This window comes from Yersinia entomophaga (assembly GCF_001656035.1).
Lineage (GTDB): Bacteria > Pseudomonadota > Gammaproteobacteria > Enterobacterales > Enterobacteriaceae > Yersinia > Yersinia entomophaga.
On sequence record NZ_CP010029.1, the window covers coordinates 196,011 to 214,493 of the forward strand.

An 18,483-nucleotide genomic window follows, 5' to 3' on the forward strand; every position below is an offset into this window, starting at 1 on the left:
AGTCGTGATGAGAAAAAAGATAAAACCGGCGCAAGCGATGCATTAGGAGCCGCAGCCGTTGATGGCGTTTCCGGTCTGGCGGACGGCGCTGGCATGGTGGCCAGCGTCGCCGGTGGCAGCGTGGGGCGTGCGGCAGAGAAAGTATCCAAAGTGGCAGGAACCGCTAGCAAAGCCGTAGATACCGCGAAAAATGCCTCCGGTATGGCTTCGAAAGCGATGGATACCGCGAAAAATATGGCGGGCATGGCCTCAAAAGGCGTAGATGCGGCGAAAAATATCGGTGGAAGCGCCAGCGGAGCTTTGGATACTGCCCAAAATATCGTTGCTGGCCCAGCATCTAAAGCGATGAAAACCGTACAGGGTGCAGCATCACAAGCGACCGGCGCGATGAATAGCGCCAAAAATACCGTCGGGCGTGCGGCGGCGATGGCTGGCTCGGCAGCTGGCCTCAGCGGCGCAGCGGGTTTACTGGGCGGGATAAAACAGCCTTCGGGGCTGCAATTTACGCTAACCGCCGGTGGTTTGCCGGAGCAGACTTTCGTGGTGGTGGATTTCAGCCTGAGCGAAGGATTGTCATCACCTTTTATTTTACACGTTGGTCTGGCCAGCGCCGATCCTGCCATTGCGTTTGACGCGGTGCTAGACGAAGTGGCCACCCTGTTTATCTGGCGTGAAGGCGAGCTGCAACGCAGCATTACCGGTATGGTCTCCAGCTTTGAACAGGGCGATACCGGTTTTCGTCAGACGCGCTACAGCATGGTGATTCGCCCCGATTTTTGGCGTACTTCTCTACGTCATAACTCCCGTATTTTCCAGCAGCAATCCATTCAGACCATCGTTTCTTCGCTTCTGAAAGAGAACGGTATCAATGACTTCGCCTTCGCTTTGCGTAATCCGCACCCAGAACGCGAATTCTGCGTGCAGTATCAAGAGTCTGATTTCCATTTTATTCAGAGACTTACCGCCGAAGAAGGGATGTTTTACTACTTTGAATTCGCCAACGGTAAGAACACGCTGATTTTTGCCGATGATGTCGGCTCTCTACCGCCGGGAGCCGTTTTGCCTTACAACCCGACCAAAGCGGCGCAGGCCAAAGAACTCAGCATCAACACTTTTAAACGCAGCGCGCAGGTGCGGACTGCCAGCGTGCAGTTAAAGGATTACACCTTTAAAAATCCAAACTGGGCGGCGGAATTCAACGAACAGGCACGAGAGCTGGAAAATCAGCGTCCAGACTACGAGCACTTCGATTTTCCCGGTCGTTTTAAAGACGAACAGCACGGGCAGGATTTCACTCGCTATCGGTTGGAGGCCCTGCGTAATGATGCCAACCTTGGGCAGGGAGAAAGTAATGATTTCCGGCTGCAACCGGGTCAGCTCTTTACCCTGACTAGCCACCCTCGGGCCGATCTCAATCGTAAATGGCAGTTGGTCAGCATTCAGCATCACGGCAAGCAGATGCAGGCACTGGAACAGGAATCTGGCGATCAGGGGACGGTGCTGTTTAACAGCTTTAGCTTTATTCCGGCCAGTCAAAGCTGGCGGCCAACGCCGTTGCCAAAACCGGTAGTTGATGGCCCGCAAATCGCCATGGTAGTAGGGCCGCCGGGAGAGGAGATTTACTGCGATCAATACGGGCGAATTCGTCTGCAATTCTTGTGGGATCGCTATGGCAAATCCAACGATAACAGTTCCTGCTGGATTCGGGTAACGCAGCCGTGGGCCGGACAAGGTTGGGGGATGTTAGCCATTCCGCGTATTGGTCAGGAAGTGGTGGTGGATTTCCTTCATGGCGATCCGGATCAGCCTATCGTGACGGGGCGCACTTATCACGCCAATAACATCCCGCCGGGAACCCTGCCGGGCAGTAAAACCCAAATGGCGTTCCGATCCAAAACCCACAAAGGGGACGGTTTTAACGAACTGCGTTTCGAAGATGAGAAAAACAGTGAAGGGCTGTTTATGCATGCGCAGAAAGATATGACGACCAATGTGCTTAACGATCGGGTGACCACCGTGGTTCACGATCACACCGAAAGCGTCGGTCACGATCAGGTGATTTCTGTGCGTAACGATCGTCATAAAGAAGTTGCGGGTAACGAAGTGACTTCTATCACCAAGCAGCGCCGCATCATGGTTCAGGGTAGTAGCAGTCTGGAAGTCACCGGCAGCATCATGATTCAGTCTTCGGCCGAGGGGATTCAGATCGGCACCGCCGGTGCCAGTATTACTTTGGATAATGCAGGCAATATCACCATTGAGGGCGCCAGTATTACGCTGAAAGGCAACCCGATAAACCTCAATTAACGAACATTCTTCACCAAATAATTATAAGCCACGGAGCGACTATATGACTCACCCTGCTTACCTAATCAATGAAGGCACTTTAGCCATTCCAGCCAACTGGCGCGATGAAACCATGAATGTGTTTATTGCCCCCGACGACAGCGGAATCAATTTAGTGGTAAGCCGTATGGCGGTTCCGGTCGGGCTGGATAACGAAAGTTACTACGCGCAGGTTATCGAGCAATTTCAAACCAGTCTGCCCGGTTATAAAGAGCGCAGCCTTACGACCGTCACGTTGAGCGAACAACCGGCTCGTTTGCTGGAATATTTTTGGAAAAGCCCCGAAGGGGAAATGCACCAAAGCGTGGTGATGCAGGTGCGTGGCACCAAGTTACTGACCTTCACCATCACCTCACCAAAAGTACTGGCGGAGAGCCAAAAAACAGCGTTGCTGGCGATTATTTATAGCTACCAGGCTGCGTAAAAGTGTGTAACGCGGGAGGCGTTTCATGTCGTTAACAGATGATATTGTGCAGCGAATTGCCCGAGTTGGGGCCATTCATGCCAGCCCCAAACCGGTCAGTTCCGGCGCGCCCGGACCGGCTGCGGCGCGATTGGGCGATCCTATCAAGCATGCCAGTTTTCTCGGTGCATTAGCCGGAGCCGTGGTTGGGGCACTCATTAGCGTAGCTATTTTTGCGGTGGCTGCTGCGGTGGTGGTGGGCACCGGTGGGTTGGCGACCGTGGCAGTACTGGCGTTAGGCACAGCTGGGACTTTTGCTATGGGAGGGATAATCAGTAAGGCCAGTTCGGCGGTCAGCGCGATGGTAGACAGCGTTGGCCCGACGGACGGCGTTCTACTCAGCGGCTCTGGCGATGTATTTATCGAAGGTAAAGCGGCTGCCCGTGCAACCGGCGATACCGCTATGTGTAGCAAACACAGCGCGCCGGCGACTATCGCCCAAGGCAGCGAAAGCGTTGCCATCAACGGTATGCCCTCGGCGCGGGTGGGGGACAAATTGACCTGCGGTCCAACCATTAAATCCGGCGCATCTACGGTATTTATCGGTTCCGGTCAGGGTGGCTATCTAGAAGTGGCCGAAGAATTTTCTATGCTGGAAAAAGCCATTCTGGTCGCCGTAGAATTCTTGGTTCCACCGAGTAAAGGTCTATTAACCGGCACAGCAAAACTGTTTACCAAAGCGGGGAGTAAAGCCGCAGCCAAAGGCGCAATCATGGGTGCTAAACAGGCTGCGAAAATATGCGCGGGTAAAACCTTATCTTGCGTAACTGCCGCATTTAAAAGTCATAAAGGCATAGCACGCTTTACTGAAGCGGGTAAGAAATTCGTCAAGGGTGACCCTATTGACGTGGTCACTGGTCAATTGGTCGAGCAGCGTACCGATCTGATGTTAGGCCAAACCTTGTCGCTGGCGTTTACCCGAACCTGGGCTGAGGGCTGTTTTGGGGTATTAGGGGCTAATTGGGCGGATAGCTTCAGCGAATACGCGGTTATCGATCCTGAAAATGACAGTATTGAGATTTTCACTCAGGAAGGCAGTTCTCTGAACTTTTCGCTACCGGATGGCTATGCGTTCAGTTTTAATCCGGATCACCCTGATTTCACTGTGACGCGCGGCAACAAGGGTGTCATCCTGACGGATCGCCGCAGCGGTATTCAGCGTCATTTCGCCTTAGTCGGGCAAAAGGATCGGAATAAATTTCTGCTTAGCGCTCATCAGGACATTAACGGCAATCATATCGATTTTTGTTATGACGAAAGGCAACAGCTCACACGCATTTGTCACAGCGACGGTTCGGAACTGACGCTGATCTGGAATGCGTCGCAGCAACTGACCGAAATTCGCCGCACCGACGAAGGTTTATATGATGTTCTGGCGAGTTATCGCTATCACGACAGCGGTTTTATGGCGGAAGCGGATAGCACCGAGTTCTACCATCTTTTCTATGAATATAACGCGCAGGGTTGGATCAGTCGCTGGCATGATAATGATCAAACCTGGACGGCATATCATTATGATGCGCAAGGACGTTGTACCGACAGCATAGGCGCAGACGGTTATTACCCGGTGCACTTTGACTATTTGCCGGGGCTGACGCGAGTCAGTAACCCGCAAGGAGCAACCACCGAGTTTTATTTTACTCCGATGAATCAGGTGACCGAGGTTCGTTCTCCCACCGGAAATATCACCCGATACGAGTACGACAGTTACGGCAATCTGTTGTCGCAGATCACTCCTTCAGGCCATCAAATTACCCTGAGCTACCTTAAAGATACCGGTCTGGTGACTTCATTTACTAACGCTATGGGCGCCTGCTGGCAATACAGTTATGACGATAGCCAAAGACTGTTCGGCATTACCGATCCGTTAGAGCGTACCTGGCTGCAACAGTATGATGAAAAAGGGAACCCCCAAAGTTTTACCGCACCAGACGGCAGCAGTATCACGTTGGAACGTAATGAATTTGGGTTGGTGACTACGCAAATTCACAGCGACGGTAGCCAGCGCAGAATGGAATACGATCATCACCAGCGTCTGTTCCGCATTTTCGATGAAGAACAGCGGGTGATGAATCTGCGTTACGACAGCCGGGATAATCTGCAAACTCTCAGCACCCCTGGCGGAGCCTTATGGCGCTGGCGCTATGACAGGCATCAACGGCTGGCGGTAAGCGATCGCCCGAACAACAGTCAGGAGCACTTTACCCACGATCGTCACGGTAATCTGACCCAATATCATGATGCCAACGGGGTTAGTTGGACGGTGGAATACGGCGCTTTTGACCTACCGATTTCCCGCCGCGACGGTGAAGGCCATATCTGGCGCTATCGCTACGATGCTGACACGCTACAACTGATAGCAGTGACTAATCCCCAAGGCGAATCCTACCGCTATACGTTGGATAGCGAAGGGCGGGTCATAGAGGAACGGGATTACGCCGATGCGGTGTGGTATTACCGCTACGATGCCGAGGGAAATTGTAGCCAGAAGCAGGATGCGCTAGGGAATATCACGCATTATAGCTACGACCCTTGCGGGCGCTTACTGACCCAGAGCAACCCGGAAGGAGCGACGCAGTATCAATACGATATGATGGGGCGTTTGCTGAGCGTTACCGCACCGGATAGTACTTTGCACTTTGAGTATGACGAACAGGATAGACCGATTCGCGAGATTCAGGTAGCCGGTGAAATTCTGCGTCGTTATCCGGATAACCAGACGTTGGAACGAGAAATTACCAGTGTTGGGCACGAGTCGGGCAGTTGGCTGACTCGTATTGGCGTAAACCGCACCGGTGAGCTTATTCAGCTGGAATTGCCAGCCGGACAAAGTTTACAGCTACAGCGGGATGCCGCGGGGCAGGAAGCGGGACGCGAAGCGGCGGCGGGTTTTATGCTGCGTCAGCAATACGACCTGATGGGGCAGGTTATCCATCAACGCGCAGGCCGCAATACGCGGGTATTCCGACAGGAAGAACTGAGTGACATTCCTCAGCCTACGTTGGCCGAACTGGATCGCGAATATCAGTATGACGCTGGTTTGCAGTTGGTTGCGATCAACGATGATGTTGAACGACTGAATTATGTTGTCAATGGCAACGGACAGGTGATTTCGGTCAGCGAACGTAATCAACTGCGCGAGCATTACCGTTATGACGCCAGCGGCTATCCACTACCCAGACGGGTGGGCGATCAACAGTGCGGCGCAGAGGATGAAATTTATCACCGCGGCCATCGTTTAAATCGTCTTGGTAATCAGCTTTATGAATATGACGCCGCTGGCCGAATGACGGCGCGCCGTACGCAACAGGAAGGCTTCCGACCGGAATACACGCGATTTATCTGGAATAGCCAGAACCAGCTGGTGGAATTGCGCAAACAAAATGGTGATAGCTGGCGCTACCGTTACGATGCCTTTGGGCGCCGTATCAGCAAAACCTGTGAACAGCAAGGCATCCGTGTGAGCTATTTATGGGACGGTGATGTTATTGCTGAAATTCGCGATTATCGACAGGGCGAGTTGCAAAAAATCCGACATTGGGTGTTTAATGGCTGGGAGCTGATAGCGCAACAGGAATGCCGAGTCAGTGAGGGCGAGGTAGGCGAAGTCGAAACTCACTACGCGGTCAGCGCCCCAACGGGGGAACCCCTCGCGCTCTTTAACCCCGCAGGAAAACGCGTCTGGCAACGCGCCAACCATTCGTTATATGGCGCAGCGCTGGCGAAAGTGCTCAACCACAGCCAGCCAGAACCCGGTTTAAAATTCGCCGGCCAGCTTCTGGATGAAGAATCGGGGCTGCACTACAACCGCTTCCGCTACTACGACCCGCAGGCCTGCTGTTACTTAAGTCCGGACCCGATAGGGCTGGCGGGGGGGTTAAACTTATATGCGTATGTACCAAATCCACTTACATGGATAGATCCGCTGGGACTAGCGACGTGTCCTCCTGTAGGAAATGCTGGTAATGATGGCTATAAGTTCTCGTTTGGCTCACTTCGTCATATATTAAGAAGGCACTCTCCTCATGTCGGTCCTCCTAAGCAAGAACCATATGCATCAATGAAGCCTAAAAGGCAAAAAGGTTCACCATTCCCATCGGAGTGGAGCAATAGAGATATTGCGCATGCTACTGTGGAGGTCGCTAATAATCCTGCAAATCAAGTCATTTCTAATAGGGAAGGGTTCTTTGGTAAGGTATTTGAAGGCACATCGACCCAAAATGGGGTAACACAAAAAATACGTGTTATTACAGACCATGTTGATCCGCATATTGGTGGTACTGGTCCAGGTGTTATTACATCTAGTATTCCAATTAAATAAGAGAGGGTTGATGAAATATACCACATGTCAAAATTGTTATTCTAGCTATGAATCGGATCTGGAAAGATGTCCAGACTGTAATGCATCTCAAGGTGAAAAAGATGATGGGTTAATAGTTTTTACAGAAGAAGCTCGTTCTGAAATATCACGCCTTGGCGGCATTGTGTATGATGTTATTCATCTCCCTGAAGAGCGCTATTTAATTCCATGTGAGTGGGGGGTGCTTCTTTATAATAATGCCAAAAAGTCTTTTTGGCATTACCTTTGTGGAATTGTTGATGCAGTTGTGGTTAATGAATATGTGGAGATCACACATGGAGATAAGAGAGACTATCTGACACTTGATGATGGAAGATTAGTTAAGAGGGAGAATGTTGGCTAACTCTCTTCTGGCGTGGAATGATCCTCTCAGGATCATTCCTGCTAATTATGAAATGTCAGTGCACATACAACTCTGCTGAATCCTAATCACCACCTGACCGGGCATCACGCTGATCACCAGCGGTTGCCCGGTCAGGCCGCACTGTGTCAGCCAGTCCTCTGGCAGAGACAGATTGCCGTTATCCCGTATCTAGTTCACGTAACCACAGCCAGCCAGAACCCGGTTTAAAATTCGCCGGCCAGCTTCTGGATGAAGAATCGGGGCTGCACTACAACCGCTTCCGCTACTACGACCCGCAGGCCTGCTGTTACTTAAGTCCGGACCCGATAGGGCTGGCGGGGGGATTAAACTTATACGCGTATGTACCAAATCCATTAACGTGGATCGATCCACTGGGGTTGGCGGGGTGCCATACTCAAAAATATGAAGTAGGAACTTTTGATGATTTACAGCGGCGTTCAAAAGTTGGTGATGGATTAGATATTCACCATGTTACTCAGAAACACCCTGCAGGCCAGGTTATATCTGGTTATGACCCAAAGACTGCACCATCAATGGCTGTTCCGAGAGCTGAACATAAATTAATACCAACAACTAAAGGTACTTTTACAGGAACGCCAAGGGATTTATTAGCGAAAGATATACGAGATCTTCGTAACTATACCAATGCACCACCTTCAGCCATTAAAGATCTTATCAGGCTCAATAAAGAAATGTTCCCTGAGGCGTTTACTAAATTAAGGTAAGTTAAATGGATGCTAATAAGTTTGTAGATATATTAAACCTTGTTGTTAAAGATGCCGCGGTAGAAGATATAATATCTATACTGGAATCCCCACCAGGTAAAAAGCCATCAAAGGAACTGGTTGATTTATCCGGCTTTTATAATTCACAGGCCGATGAGGCTAAAGAATTTATAAAACAGATAATCAAGCTTGTTGCCGATGATGCTTTATTCGGTATGCTATGTGTTATCGATGGCGTTCGTGCTATAGAGGATGATGAAAATAAAGGGGAGTTGGTTTTGACTTATCAGAAAGATAATGAATTGTCTGTCGTGTTAAACGAAGATAAAGATTTGCACGATATATACAACGCCAATTAGACTAAAGCCGGGAAGATCCTCTTTAGTTCTTCTCGGCTTTTTTATCTGTTGTTACGCTAATATATTACCCTGCTGAGTCCTAATCACCACCTTGCCAGGCATCACGCTGATCGCCAGCGGTTCCCGGTCAGGCCACACTACGTCAGCCAGTCCTCTGGCAGAGACAGATTGCCGTTATCCCGTATCTAGTTCACGTAACCACAGCCAGCCAGAACCCGGTTTAAAATTCGCCGGCCAGCTTCTGGATGAAGAATCGGGCCTGCACTACAACCGCTTCCGCTACTACGACCCGCAGGCCTGCTGTTACTTAAGTCCGGACCCGATAGGGCTGGCGGGGGGGATGAACTTATATAGTTACGTTCCGAACCCACTGACATATATTGATCCGCTAGGGCTGGCATCCTGTCGTCTAAATAATATGGGAAGAACCCCAGGCAAAAATAGCAAGACTGGCAGAGAAGTTATTGAACGAATGCGTGGTGAAGGTCGTATTCGTGGTGCTGGTAGTGATATGAGGTTTAAAAGTTCAACGGATAATAAATGGTATCGCGTTCAGGATGCTGATATGGCTCACTTAACAGATGCTGTTAAATATTGGAATCAGAAAGGCGGTTATTATGGCCCGAAATCTAAAGAAGTTAGAGCCTTTATGAGAGATTCCAAAAATTATGAATTAGAATATTTTGGGCATAACCGTTCTCAAGGTGCTAAATTGCCTGATAGATATAGAGATCCAAGTGATTTTATTGGGCCAGCAGAAATGTCACAATATTTTTAATAGGTGGGTGTATGAAAGAGCTTGCAGAAGATAACCTGGAATTAGAAGAAAAAATAGTATCTATCATAGAGGCTGGGAATGTTTACAGTACGAATGGTGACTTTGACTCTGCATTGAAAAATTATCAAGAGGCATGGGAGTTACTGCCGGAACCAAAATTGGAATGGGAAATGTTAAGTTCATGGTTATCAGGTTCTTTTTATACTGCATATTTTAATCGGTCAGATTTTGAAAGTGCAAAATATTGGGGTGAGGCGCAACTTAAAGCAACAAGCTCTAATATAGATACAGCACCATCAATCGACCTGGGAATGGTCTGTTATGAGTTAGAGCAATATGATGAATCATATAAATACTTTGACGATGCCTATAATTATGGTAAGGCTCGTGCATTTAAAGAAAGACCGAAGAAGTATCTTGACTTTTATTTATCCAAGAAAAAAGAGATGAAGTAAAAATAAATGGCCGGAATGGATCTCTTTAGATCTTTCCGGCCATTTTATATGTCGCTACGCTAGTATATTACTCTGTTGAACCCGAATTACCACCTTGCCGGGCATCACGCTGATCGCCAGCGGTTGCCCGGTCAGGCCGCACTGCGTCAGCCAGTCCTCTGGCAGAGACAGATTGCCGTTATCCCGTATCTAGTTCACGTAACCACAGCCAGCCAGAACCCGGTTTAAAATTCGCCGGCCAGCTTCTGGATGAAGAATCGGGCCTGCACTACAACCGCTTCCGCTACTACGACCCGCAGGCCTGCTGTTACTTAAGCCCGGACCCGATAGGGCTGGCGGGGGGCGAGAATACTTACGGGTATGTACATAACCCGCTGGGATGGATAGATCCCTTAGGGTTGGCAGCTTGTCCACTGGCAAACGCTGGTAAACTTAAACCACCGTTAGCGAAACCAGGCGAGGACTTATTTGTTGGCACATATAGCCAAGTCCGTGGAGCAAATATAAAGAGTGGTCTTAATCCAACCCATACACCGCATCATGCTATTCAGAATGCTGTTAGTCCGACGACACATGCTCGAGGAATAACGATAAACATGCGTAAAGATCTGCACGAATTAACATGGACATATAAAAAACCGTTTGTCCGAGGTTTAACAAATAGGCAATACCTAGCAAGAGACATTGTTGACCTGAGAACTATATTCCGTAATGCTGGATATAGTAAGGACGTTGTTAATAGGCAGTTGTCTGAGCTAATCAAACAAAACAAAGCATTATGGAAAGCTATGGAGCTATGAATATGAACAGAAATGAAGCGCTGTCTTTCTTACGTCATAATCAACCGATGCCGGATGATGACGTTTTAACACAAGAACTAATTAATAAATATGATGAGGCAAGAAAGTTTTTCATTGCTCATCCTGACAAAGAGGCAATCTCATTATTCCTTAACTCTTATGGTAATGGAGATGGGTGGGGAGTATATCAATTAGTAGAAGATTTTTTTTATAAATGCCATCGCGATGATGTAGTGTTGGAAATACAAAAAACATTAGAAAACCCATCTGTAACCGACAATGTAAGATACTGGGTTACCCAAGTATCAGCAGCATTCGCTGATGCCAAACTAAAAAAAGGCTTGGAAATATCGCTAAAATCGAAGAATGAAGATATCCGAGAGGCAGCACAGTTATCTCTTGATATGATTGATGACTAATATTAGAACGGGGAGATAATATTTGGATCTTTCCGGTTTTTTTATCTGTTGTTACGCTAATACATTATCCTGTTGCACCTGAATCACCACCTTGCCGGGCATCACGTTGATCGCCAGCGGTTGCTCGGTCAGGCCGCATTGCGTCAGCCAGTCCTCTGGCAGAGACAGATTGCCGTTATCCCGTATCTAGTTCACGCAGCCACAGCCAGCCAGAACCCGGTTTAAAATTCGCCGGCCAGCTTCTGGATGAAGAATCGGGGCTGCACTACAACCGCTTCCGCTACTACGACCCGCAGGCCTGCTGTTACTTAAGCCCGGACCCGATAGGGCTGGCGGGGGGATTAAACACCTATGGTTACGTTCACAATCCGCTAGGATGGATAGATCCATTAGGGCTAGCTGGATGTTCTACTCTTGATCGCATTATTGCCGATGCTAATAAGGTTGCGTCACCTGGAGGGCATATAACTCCAAAGCAAGCAGAAATATTAAAAGGTAATTTACCAGTAGTTCAAAGACGTAGTGCTTTCCAAAATAGGTTGTCACGTAAAGAATTTGTGAGAGATCAAAAATATCTTATGAGTCAATGGGAAGCGAATACAGGAAGAGTTTGGCCTACTGGGGCAACTCCGCATCATATAATTCCATTGGAAAGTGGGGGGGCGAATAAATGGTGGAACTTAATGCCTACACATGGAACATTACCAAACCACTCTTTACCTGGAATACCTGGCCCGCACGCAGCAGGTGGTGTGCTTCGTACTACAGTCCAACAAGGTAGGAAAGCTTTACCGCCAGGAACCATAACCGATTTGAGATTTTAATATGATTGATATTAATAAAGTGTTGGAAGAAATAGATAAGGCAAGATTCTTTTCAAATATGGGGGTGTCTGACATCCAGAATGAAAATGTTATTTTAATTAAAGATGTTGAAAAGGTGTTCATTAATCCATCTGATGTGGAGTTTAATGGCCTTTATGCTAGTGCTGAGTGGCTTCCGACCTCGCCAACTCAAGATGACCCATTTTATAAAGGTCAAACTACATCTAAAGAGCTTGCAGAGCTTAGAATTAAAGTAAATAAAGCAGTATTAAATGCAACTAAAGGGTTACCTAAAGATAAATTTATATGCTTGCCACATGATTTTAGCCAGGCGGCAAGAAATGGAATATGCTTTGCTTTTAGGCAGTATGTATCTGAAAAGTATCAAAACCTAGGAACTAGATGGGAGGATGTTGTGCGGATATATTATGCTGGGCATTGGCCTGTTGGCTTTGCTCAAGAAAAAATAATAGCTATTTAATATAAGACTAGATAGATCCAAGAAGGATCTATCTAGTTATTTGTAACTGTGGTTACGCCAGTATATTATCCTGATGTACTTGAATGACCACCTGACCAGGCATCACGCTGATCGCCAGCGGTTGCCCGGTCAGGCCGCACTGCGTCAGCCAGTCCTCTGGCAGAGACAGCTTGCCGTTATCCCGTATCTAGTTCACGTAACCACAGCCAGCCAGAACCCGGTTTAAAATTCGCCGGCCAGCTTCTGGATGAAGAATCGGGGCTGCACTACAACCGCTTCCGCTACTACGACCCGCAGGCCTGCTGTTACTTAAGCCCGGACTCGATAGGGCTGGCGGGGGGGATGAACCTGTATGCCTACGTTAAAAACCCTCTTACATGGATAGATCCGCTGGGATTGGCTGGGTGTAATCTCAATCCTAAAGATATTCACTACATGCAAAGCTCAATTAAAAATCAAACAGGAGCTCATACTGTTCTGGATAACGCTGCTGCATTAGCAAATGGAACACTTAAAGCTGCGGATCTACCTGCTATTAAGGTTTGGCGGGATGCTACAGGGAAAATATGGACTCTAGACCATCGAAGATTGGCCGCATTTAAAATAGCAGGTCTTGAAAGCGTACCAGTCCAATAGGCTACAGCCAAAGAAGTTGCAGGCCAAATGTGGAAAATGACAACAAAAACTGAAGGTAAGAGCATCATTTTAAAATTAGGTGATGGAATTAAACAGATAATAGGTGGTTGAAATGGAAAATGATTTATATCCTGTTGAAACTAGAGATGAATTAATTAAATTAATTTTATCTTTGGCTTCGGAAGCAAGAAATAATCCTGATGAGTGGGAGAATAATGATCTTCCATCTTTTTTAGAAGCGATGGCTTCATGGATGGAAGACATGGATGGTTTTTATAAGAATATGAATAAGCCATGCCCAGATAATGCCAGTTGGAGTGTCCTTGCTGACGTATTAATGGCTGCCAGGATCTACGAATAACTAAAACAAGCCGGAATGATCATAAGGTATCTTCCGGCTTGTTTTACCTGTCATCATGCCAATATATTCCCCTGCTGAATCCTAATCACCACCTGACCGGGCATTACGCTGATCGCCAGCGGTTGCCCGGTCAGGCCGCACTGCGTCAGCCAGTCCTCTGGCAGAGACAGATTGCCGTTATCCCGTATCTAGTTCACGTAACCACAGCCAGCCAGAACCCGGTTTAAATTTCGCCGGCCAGCTTCTGGATGAAGAATCGGGGCTGCACTACAACCGCTTCCGCTACTACGACCCGCAGGCCTGCTGTTACTTAAGCCCGGACCCGATAGGGCTGGCGGGGGGCGAGAATACTTACGGGTATGTACATAATCCTCTGTCATGGGTCGACCCATTAGGCTTAGCAGGATGTTCTACCACACTTGGTAGGAACATGATGGAGGCGATGGGACTGCCGCGTTCTACGAAATGGACTGGGCATCAAGCCCACCATATAATCCCGAAAGAATTAGCTAACCATCCAGCATTAAAGAAGATCAAATATTATATTGACGATGCCGGAAACGGTATCTTCCTCAGAAGAGTCGATGATGGCACTAGTGCGATGGCAAGGCATCAGGGAAGTCATGATGGATATACACAAGCAGTTAAAAATGCTTTAGATAAAATAGATCTTAATCAATCTAAAGGCGCTATTTTGAATCAAGTGAAAGAAATCCAAGGAATTTCTCGGAAAGGGTTAGAGAATGGCCACCCAATCAGACCACTTGATATGGATAAAGCAGGTGGTGCATTAGGAAATGGAAAGGTTAATGCTGTCTGGACTAATATTTTCACTAAAGGTGGCTGGTAATGGATCAAAGATACATAATCGAACCTATTGAATTTGCATTTACAAATGCTCTCTTTAAAGGGTTGTCTGAAGCTATAAGCCAGAAGGTTATTGTTATTAATAATGTTGATGATGCTTATAAGTATGCGTTTGAGCAGAACCTCCCATCGGGTTATAAAGTTTGGAATGATACGATTGAACAATGTCGTAAATCTTTAAGGAAAAATAAGAAGTTCCAAGAGGCTTATGATTTTGTTAATGGTAATCTTGAAAGTTTACAGGTTAAAAATGCATCATCACTTATTGAGTTTAGAAAGAAGAGAATAAAGAAAACGAATACCGCTCATGATGACTTTATTTTCTCTGAAGCTAAAGAAGATGCGTTTTTTGTATTGTCTACAGTAGCGGTCAATAGATACTTAGATAACTTTATAAAAGACTCCTTTCTTGAAGATATATATGCACTTTACAAAGCAGGTGCGTGGCCGTGTGGTATGAAAGGAAGTGTCATCTTGGTTTTTGACCCAGCATCGCTTAGTTAATATTATTAACTCTTTAGATTAAATGTGTAAATAAAAGCCGGGAAGGGCCTCTTTGGGTCTTCCCGGCTATTTTTTTATCTGTTGTTACGTCACAGATTACCCTGCCGAACCTTAATCACCACCTGACCAGGCATCACGCTGATCGCCAGCGGTTGCCCGGTCAGGCCGCACTGCGTCAGCCAGTTCTCTGGCAGAGACAGCTTGCCGTTATCCCGTATCTAGTTCACAGCAATATTATGATCTTCAATATGGTCAAGGTCGTAAAACTAGGCCAACTGATATCCAGTATGTATCAAAATGGAAATAAAACTCTTGATGATTTCTTTAGGAATATCTAATAGATAATTCAAATGTTGCAGTGGAAAAATTGATTCGTTTCTTTGATGAAATGAATAAATAGCAAATGAGATATCTCGTATCTTTACGAGAAGGTGATGAGAATGATGCTGTAAAAGCGAAAGAAGAGTGGGGGTTGTATGTTTTTTGTGCGATCTTGTTTTTTTGTTTACACTCTTAAATTCTATGTAATTACATCCATGAATTTAAATCCTAAAAGTGACATTTTCCAAGCGTTTAAAATTATTGTAATTAAATAACGTTGTTGTATTTTAAAAGTGAGTCTTTGATTTTTTAAATGTCTAAATTGGCAATGATGGTGTTGAATTTTTTATATTTTAAATCTAACTATTTCATAATTATATGCTGTTATTTTTTATTAAATAGCAAGTCATTTTTATCGCTAATGGTTTGATAGTGACGCGCTATTCATCTATATCATTAGAAAGAAATAAACCTTGAGGTCAGTTTGTTTAATAATAGAACCCGAGAAAGCAATACCGATGCAATAAAGACGGAGAATAGCAGTGTGAATCTTAGGGTGATGTCTGATAAATTATAGGCACTAGAGATAAAATAGAATATGCCATCGTGGAGAATATAAACTCCTATCATCGATGGGCTGATATAAGCTAGTGTCTTTCTTATCCATTCATATTTAGTATCAAAATTATCAAAGATAACAAACAGACATAGACTCAAAATGAGTACATGAAAGTTATCAAGAAAATAGCCAGCATTAACCGTTTTATACACGTGCAGAGACATAAAGCTCTCATAGAAATACATCGATATAGCTGTAGGGACGATCAATAGTTTAGCCGCTATTCTGACTTTTATGTTTTTAGTGATTTCTCTACCTTTGGTTGAACAGAGAAAACGTCCGACCATATAGTAAAATACCCATGTCCAAAGCCTGAAGTACTGGGGGAAATCGATTAAATAAGGTCTTTCGGTAAAAGTACTGATAATATCAATGGAAACTGAAAAGATTAATAATCCACCTAAGGTAAAGAAGGTTTGCCTGTTATTTTTAAGTATTTTAGATATTATCGGATTTATTACATAAATAAGCGCGATGCTAAATAACAGCCAGCTTTGCAGGAAATAACCTTTTTTAAATCCATCTTCATTGATGAAGTAAAATAAAACGTTCCAGAATATTATGATTGTTAAAATGGATTTGATCTTTCTTAATATATCCTGCCTTGTGATTTCTTCAATCGAGTCAATATAACCTATTATCATGAAAAACAGCGGTGTTGCTATAATAGATAAGAAATAGAGGATACTCATAACCTCACCGCTTAAAAAACAGCTGTCGGAACAGGTTTTACTAGCAGAGTAGAATGTGACCGCAGAAAAGCAGCTAAGGCTCTTTAGCGCATGGAGGCCGACATTTCTCATAATTGAATCGTCACATAAGAGGGGAGTCCAGAGGGCAAAGCGATGCCCTTTATCATCTGACTTGGTGCAATTTTTTTTGGCTGACTGTGTCTGATCACATACCGCAGTTTGTTCATTGTCACACCTTGGGTTTGCAACAGAAAACTCGCTATCTCATCTATTCATTTTAAGATATCTTTGCACAAAACGAAATTTCTGTCACCGTTCATAGTGACTAACTGAAATTCATAACATCAGGTAGGAATTTTGCCATCACTCCCTCGTTTATTCCCCCTTTGTTCTTACCTTTTAACTCTATTTTGCCAATCCGTTAATTTTTATTGGTGTCAGAGTATTCCTACACAAAAGCGTCTCACTGTCCTATATAACCTAAAAATGCCCTGTGTTTTACTGATTGAACATAAAATCCGTCGGTAAGATAGCGGCCATAAATTAAAGAATCGCTTCTACAACCATAAGGAAGTTGATTGCTTAGGTTCTCAGCAAAAAAGATCGCGTATTGGCGTAAGTTTGCCTTGAACCCGGATTGGTGCTTTGCACGTTGATGTGGGGATAGGCAGTCCGTGGCCTGCATGGAGCCTGATATTACGGGTAAAGGCATGGATTATCTTTTTTGTTCGACGTCTTATTTTAGGATGTGAGTAAAATGATAAGTTGCATGGTGGTAGATAATGATAGATATCTGACCCTTGGGATCATATCTATGGTTAAAAAAATATTTACCGGAATGGGAAGCAAGGAAGATATTAAGTTTTATAAGCGTCCATTCCATCCAGTTGATGTTGTATTTATCGGCGTTGATGAATCCAACTTTTTTGAGGCGTTAGCCCGCCTAGAGAAAATAGCGCTGGATACTAAGGTTTTCCTGATTGCGGATTTAAGGTTAAGTAGTTTCTTTCAGGGAATCCCCGGATTCCATAATGTCACCATGATTTATCGTGAAGAAACTATAGACAGCCTAGAGTCCAAAATTACCGGCGTTATTAAACGAACATTCCGTATCCTCACTGAAGCTGCATCCGATCGTAAAGTAGATCAGCATGAAGTCGTTCAGAATGATGAGCAAAACTTTCTTACGCCAAGTGAAAATGCCGTTCTGGCGTTGTTCAATGAAGGCTTTTCCGGCGGTGATATCGCCAAAATCCTTAAGAAGAGTCAAAAGACTGTGAGCGGGCAAAAGCGCTCTGCGATGAGAAAGTTGGGTGTAAGAACTGATGTTGAATTGATTAAGATGTTTATGTTCAAGTAAAGAAGTTTAGATATACATGCGTCAACGTCTATTGTTGACTTAAACATCGGGCACTGAATTTGCCTTTTTGACACCGATGACACCACGGTGATTGCTAATTTTACCGTCAGGAGTTTAAGGGGTACTCAGTCCCCATCGATAGGGGACTGGTAGATAAGAGGGTTAAATATTTTTCAGCTTGGCTACAGTGCTATCAATATCGATTTCGTGATCGGAGAAGGTATAAGTCACGTTTTGATGAGTGGTTACCGATAGCATTTTCAGGGGAACCGTTTTTTCCGCAATGTTTTCTTCCTGCGGGCGAATTTTATTCATCAACAGTCCAACAGAAAGCACGGTATTAGCTTTATCCACCTCTGCCTGAGCCGGTACTTCTTTAGTAAATGTTTTGAAAGACTTAATGCTGGTAAGTTTGATTCTCTCATTGGCAATAAAAATGTATTTGCTCTCAATGGCAACTTTAACTGCAAAAGCTGATAAACCTTTGCTGTTGGTCGTTGGTTCAAAAGTCACTTCCGCATTTTTCTTAATCATCTCGGGATTAGCAACTTTAATAACGTGAAAATAACGGTTATCTCCGTTTTCATCGGTGATAAAACCAAAACCTTTATCTTCAAAAAAAGTTGTTATTCTACCGTTCATCATGTATCTCGTTTAAGCCAGTCTATTAGTTGCCTATGATACAGGGGAATGCTTTACAGATACAGCCTGAGACCTTTGCCACGTTTATTAGCATTGGGAATCACCAT

The 18,483-nt window shown here is 45.5% G+C and carries 20 protein-coding genes and 6 pseudogenes; 18 read left to right on the forward strand and 8 right to left on the reverse strand.

Annotated features, from left to right (window positions below; genetic code table 11):
- Positions 1-426 precede the first annotated feature (426 nt).
- Genes PL78_RS00990 through PL78_RS01005 form a run of 4 tightly spaced genes read left to right on the forward strand, consistent with a single transcriptional unit; the run spans position 427 to position 7,512 of the window.
- On the forward strand, positions 427-2,307 hold the full coding sequence (locus PL78_RS00990) for a type VI secretion system Vgr family protein (protein ID WP_064518188.1): 1,881 nt from the start codon (positions 427-429) through the stop codon (positions 2,305-2,307).
- A gap of 43 nt (positions 2,308-2,350) precedes the next feature.
- Positions 2,351-2,770: a DUF1795 domain-containing protein gene (locus PL78_RS00995; protein WP_064512400.1), complete on the forward strand. Its 420-nt coding sequence runs from the start codon at positions 2,351-2,353 to the stop codon at positions 2,768-2,770.
- 25 nt (positions 2,771-2,795) lie between these two features.
- Complete coding sequence (locus tag PL78_RS01000) at positions 2,796-7,130, forward strand: RHS repeat-associated core domain-containing protein (protein WP_064512402.1); 4,335 nt, start codon at positions 2,796-2,798, stop codon at positions 7,128-7,130.
- A gap of 10 nt (positions 7,131-7,140) precedes the next feature.
- A complete protein-coding gene (locus tag PL78_RS01005) occupies positions 7,141-7,512 on the forward strand; it encodes a hypothetical protein (protein ID WP_027272928.1) in 372 nt (123 codons plus the stop codon).
- Positions 7,513-7,557: 45 nt separating this feature from the next.
- On the opposite strand, the gene PL78_RS20960 is transcribed toward PL78_RS01005, so the two are convergent.
- Complete coding sequence (locus PL78_RS20960; protein WP_071925626.1) at positions 7,558-7,701, reverse strand: SymE family type I addiction module toxin; 144 nt, start codon at positions 7,699-7,701, stop codon at positions 7,558-7,560.
- A gap of 35 nt (positions 7,702-7,736) precedes the next feature.
- Here PL78_RS20960 and PL78_RS20095 point away from each other — a divergent pair.
- The 4 genes and pseudogenes from PL78_RS20095 to PL78_RS01020 all read left to right on the forward strand — a co-directional run.
- Positions 7,737-8,258, forward strand: a pseudogene (locus PL78_RS20095) (RHS repeat-associated core domain-containing protein); the annotation flags it as partial.
- A gap of 5 nt (positions 8,259-8,263) precedes the next feature.
- Complete coding sequence (locus PL78_RS01010) at positions 8,264-8,617, forward strand: hypothetical protein (RefSeq protein ID WP_064512405.1); 354 nt, start codon at positions 8,264-8,266, stop codon at positions 8,615-8,617.
- Between the two features lie 220 nt (positions 8,618-8,837).
- Positions 8,838-9,395, forward strand: a pseudogene (locus PL78_RS01015) (RHS repeat-associated core domain-containing protein); the annotation flags it as partial.
- An 11-nt stretch (positions 9,396-9,406) separates the two neighbouring features.
- Positions 9,407-9,850, forward strand: coding sequence for a hypothetical protein (locus tag PL78_RS01020; RefSeq protein WP_064512409.1), 444 nt, complete (start codon positions 9,407-9,409; stop codon positions 9,848-9,850).
- A 54-nt stretch (positions 9,851-9,904) separates the two neighbouring features.
- Here the strand turns inward: PL78_RS01020 and PL78_RS20685 are convergent, their stop codons facing one another.
- A complete protein-coding gene (locus tag PL78_RS20685; RefSeq protein WP_071925628.1) occupies positions 9,905-10,039 on the reverse strand; it encodes a SymE family type I addiction module toxin in 135 nt (44 codons plus the stop codon).
- 26 nt (positions 10,040-10,065) lie between these two features.
- On the opposite strand from PL78_RS20685, the pseudogene PL78_RS20940 reads away from it, so the two are divergent.
- Both PL78_RS20940 and PL78_RS01030 read left to right on the forward strand, forming a co-directional pair.
- Positions 10,066-10,650: pseudogene (locus PL78_RS20940) on the forward strand (RHS repeat-associated core domain-containing protein); the annotation flags it as partial.
- A gap of 2 nt (positions 10,651-10,652) precedes the next feature.
- On the forward strand, positions 10,653-11,069 hold the full coding sequence (locus tag PL78_RS01030; RefSeq protein ID WP_049602121.1) for a hypothetical protein: 417 nt from the start codon (positions 10,653-10,655) through the stop codon (positions 11,067-11,069).
- Between the two features lie 51 nt (positions 11,070-11,120).
- On the opposite strand, the gene PL78_RS20695 is transcribed toward PL78_RS01030, so the two are convergent.
- Complete coding sequence (locus tag PL78_RS20695; RefSeq protein WP_071925629.1) at positions 11,121-11,255, reverse strand: SymE family type I addiction module toxin; 135 nt, start codon at positions 11,253-11,255, stop codon at positions 11,121-11,123.
- 26 nt (positions 11,256-11,281) lie between these two features.
- Between PL78_RS20695 and PL78_RS20965 the strand changes: the two are divergent.
- Together PL78_RS20965 and PL78_RS01035 are read left to right on the forward strand one after the other, a co-directional pair.
- Positions 11,282-11,482 (forward strand): annotated as a pseudogene (locus PL78_RS20965) (RHS repeat-associated core domain-containing protein); the annotation flags it as partial.
- 412 nt (positions 11,483-11,894) lie between these two features.
- A complete protein-coding gene (locus PL78_RS01035) occupies positions 11,895-12,374 on the forward strand; it encodes a hypothetical protein (protein ID WP_064512411.1) in 480 nt (159 codons plus the stop codon).
- Positions 12,375-12,426: 52 nt separating this feature from the next.
- Here PL78_RS01035 and PL78_RS20700 read toward each other — a convergent pair whose 3' ends face one another.
- On the reverse strand, positions 12,427-12,561 hold the full coding sequence (locus tag PL78_RS20700; protein ID WP_071925630.1) for a SymE family type I addiction module toxin: 135 nt from the start codon (positions 12,559-12,561) through the stop codon (positions 12,427-12,429).
- A 26-nt stretch (positions 12,562-12,587) separates the two neighbouring features.
- Here PL78_RS20700 and PL78_RS21005 point away from each other — a divergent pair.
- Positions 12,588-12,788 (forward strand): annotated as a pseudogene (locus PL78_RS21005) (RHS repeat-associated core domain-containing protein); the annotation flags it as partial.
- Positions 12,789-13,122: 334 nt separating this feature from the next.
- Positions 13,123-13,371, forward strand: a complete 249-nt coding sequence (locus tag PL78_RS01045) for a DUF7660 family protein (RefSeq protein ID WP_064512413.1) — start codon at positions 13,123-13,125, stop codon at positions 13,369-13,371.
- 53 nt (positions 13,372-13,424) lie between these two features.
- On the opposite strand, the gene PL78_RS20710 is transcribed toward PL78_RS01045, so the two are convergent.
- Complete coding sequence (locus PL78_RS20710) at positions 13,425-13,559, reverse strand: SymE family type I addiction module toxin (RefSeq protein WP_071925631.1); 135 nt, start codon at positions 13,557-13,559, stop codon at positions 13,425-13,427.
- 74 nt (positions 13,560-13,633) lie between these two features.
- Between PL78_RS20710 and PL78_RS21010 the strand changes: the two are divergent.
- The 3 genes and pseudogenes from PL78_RS21010 to PL78_RS01055 form a co-directional block, all read left to right on the forward strand.
- Positions 13,634-13,711, forward strand: a pseudogene (locus tag PL78_RS21010) (hypothetical protein); the annotation flags it as partial.
- A gap of 90 nt (positions 13,712-13,801) precedes the next feature.
- Complete coding sequence (locus tag PL78_RS20560; RefSeq protein WP_162493035.1) at positions 13,802-14,221, forward strand: AHH domain-containing protein; 420 nt, start codon at positions 13,802-13,804, stop codon at positions 14,219-14,221.
- Positions 14,221-14,742 (forward strand): hypothetical protein, encoded by a 522-nt coding sequence (locus PL78_RS01055; protein ID WP_064512417.1) that lies wholly within the window; start codon positions 14,221-14,223, stop codon positions 14,740-14,742. Before PL78_RS20560 ends, PL78_RS01055 begins: the two co-directional genes overlap by 1 nt.
- Positions 14,743-14,831: 89 nt before the next feature.
- Here the strand turns inward: PL78_RS01055 and PL78_RS20715 are convergent, their stop codons facing one another.
- Together PL78_RS20715 and PL78_RS01060 are read right to left on the reverse strand one after the other, a co-directional pair.
- Positions 14,832-14,960 (reverse strand): SymE family type I addiction module toxin, encoded by a 129-nt coding sequence (locus tag PL78_RS20715; protein WP_071925632.1) that lies wholly within the window; start codon positions 14,958-14,960, stop codon positions 14,832-14,834.
- A 559-nt stretch (positions 14,961-15,519) separates the two neighbouring features.
- Positions 15,520-16,485: an acyltransferase family protein gene (locus PL78_RS01060; protein WP_064512419.1), complete on the reverse strand. Its 966-nt coding sequence runs from the start codon at positions 16,483-16,485 to the stop codon at positions 15,520-15,522.
- A gap of 658 nt (positions 16,486-17,143) precedes the next feature.
- Between PL78_RS01060 and PL78_RS01065 the strand changes: the two genes are divergently transcribed.
- Entirely contained in the window at positions 17,144-17,734 is a 591-nt protein-coding gene (locus PL78_RS01065) for a helix-turn-helix transcriptional regulator (protein ID WP_064512421.1), read from the forward strand.
- A gap of 162 nt (positions 17,735-17,896) precedes the next feature.
- Here the strand turns inward: PL78_RS01065 and PL78_RS01070 are convergent, their stop codons facing one another.
- Positions 17,897-18,376 carry a cold-shock protein gene (locus tag PL78_RS01070; RefSeq protein ID WP_049596799.1) on the reverse strand — a complete coding sequence of 160 codons (480 nt, stop codon included), beginning with the start codon at positions 18,374-18,376 and terminating at the stop codon, positions 17,897-17,899.
- Between the last annotated feature and the right edge of the window lie 107 nt (positions 18,377-18,483).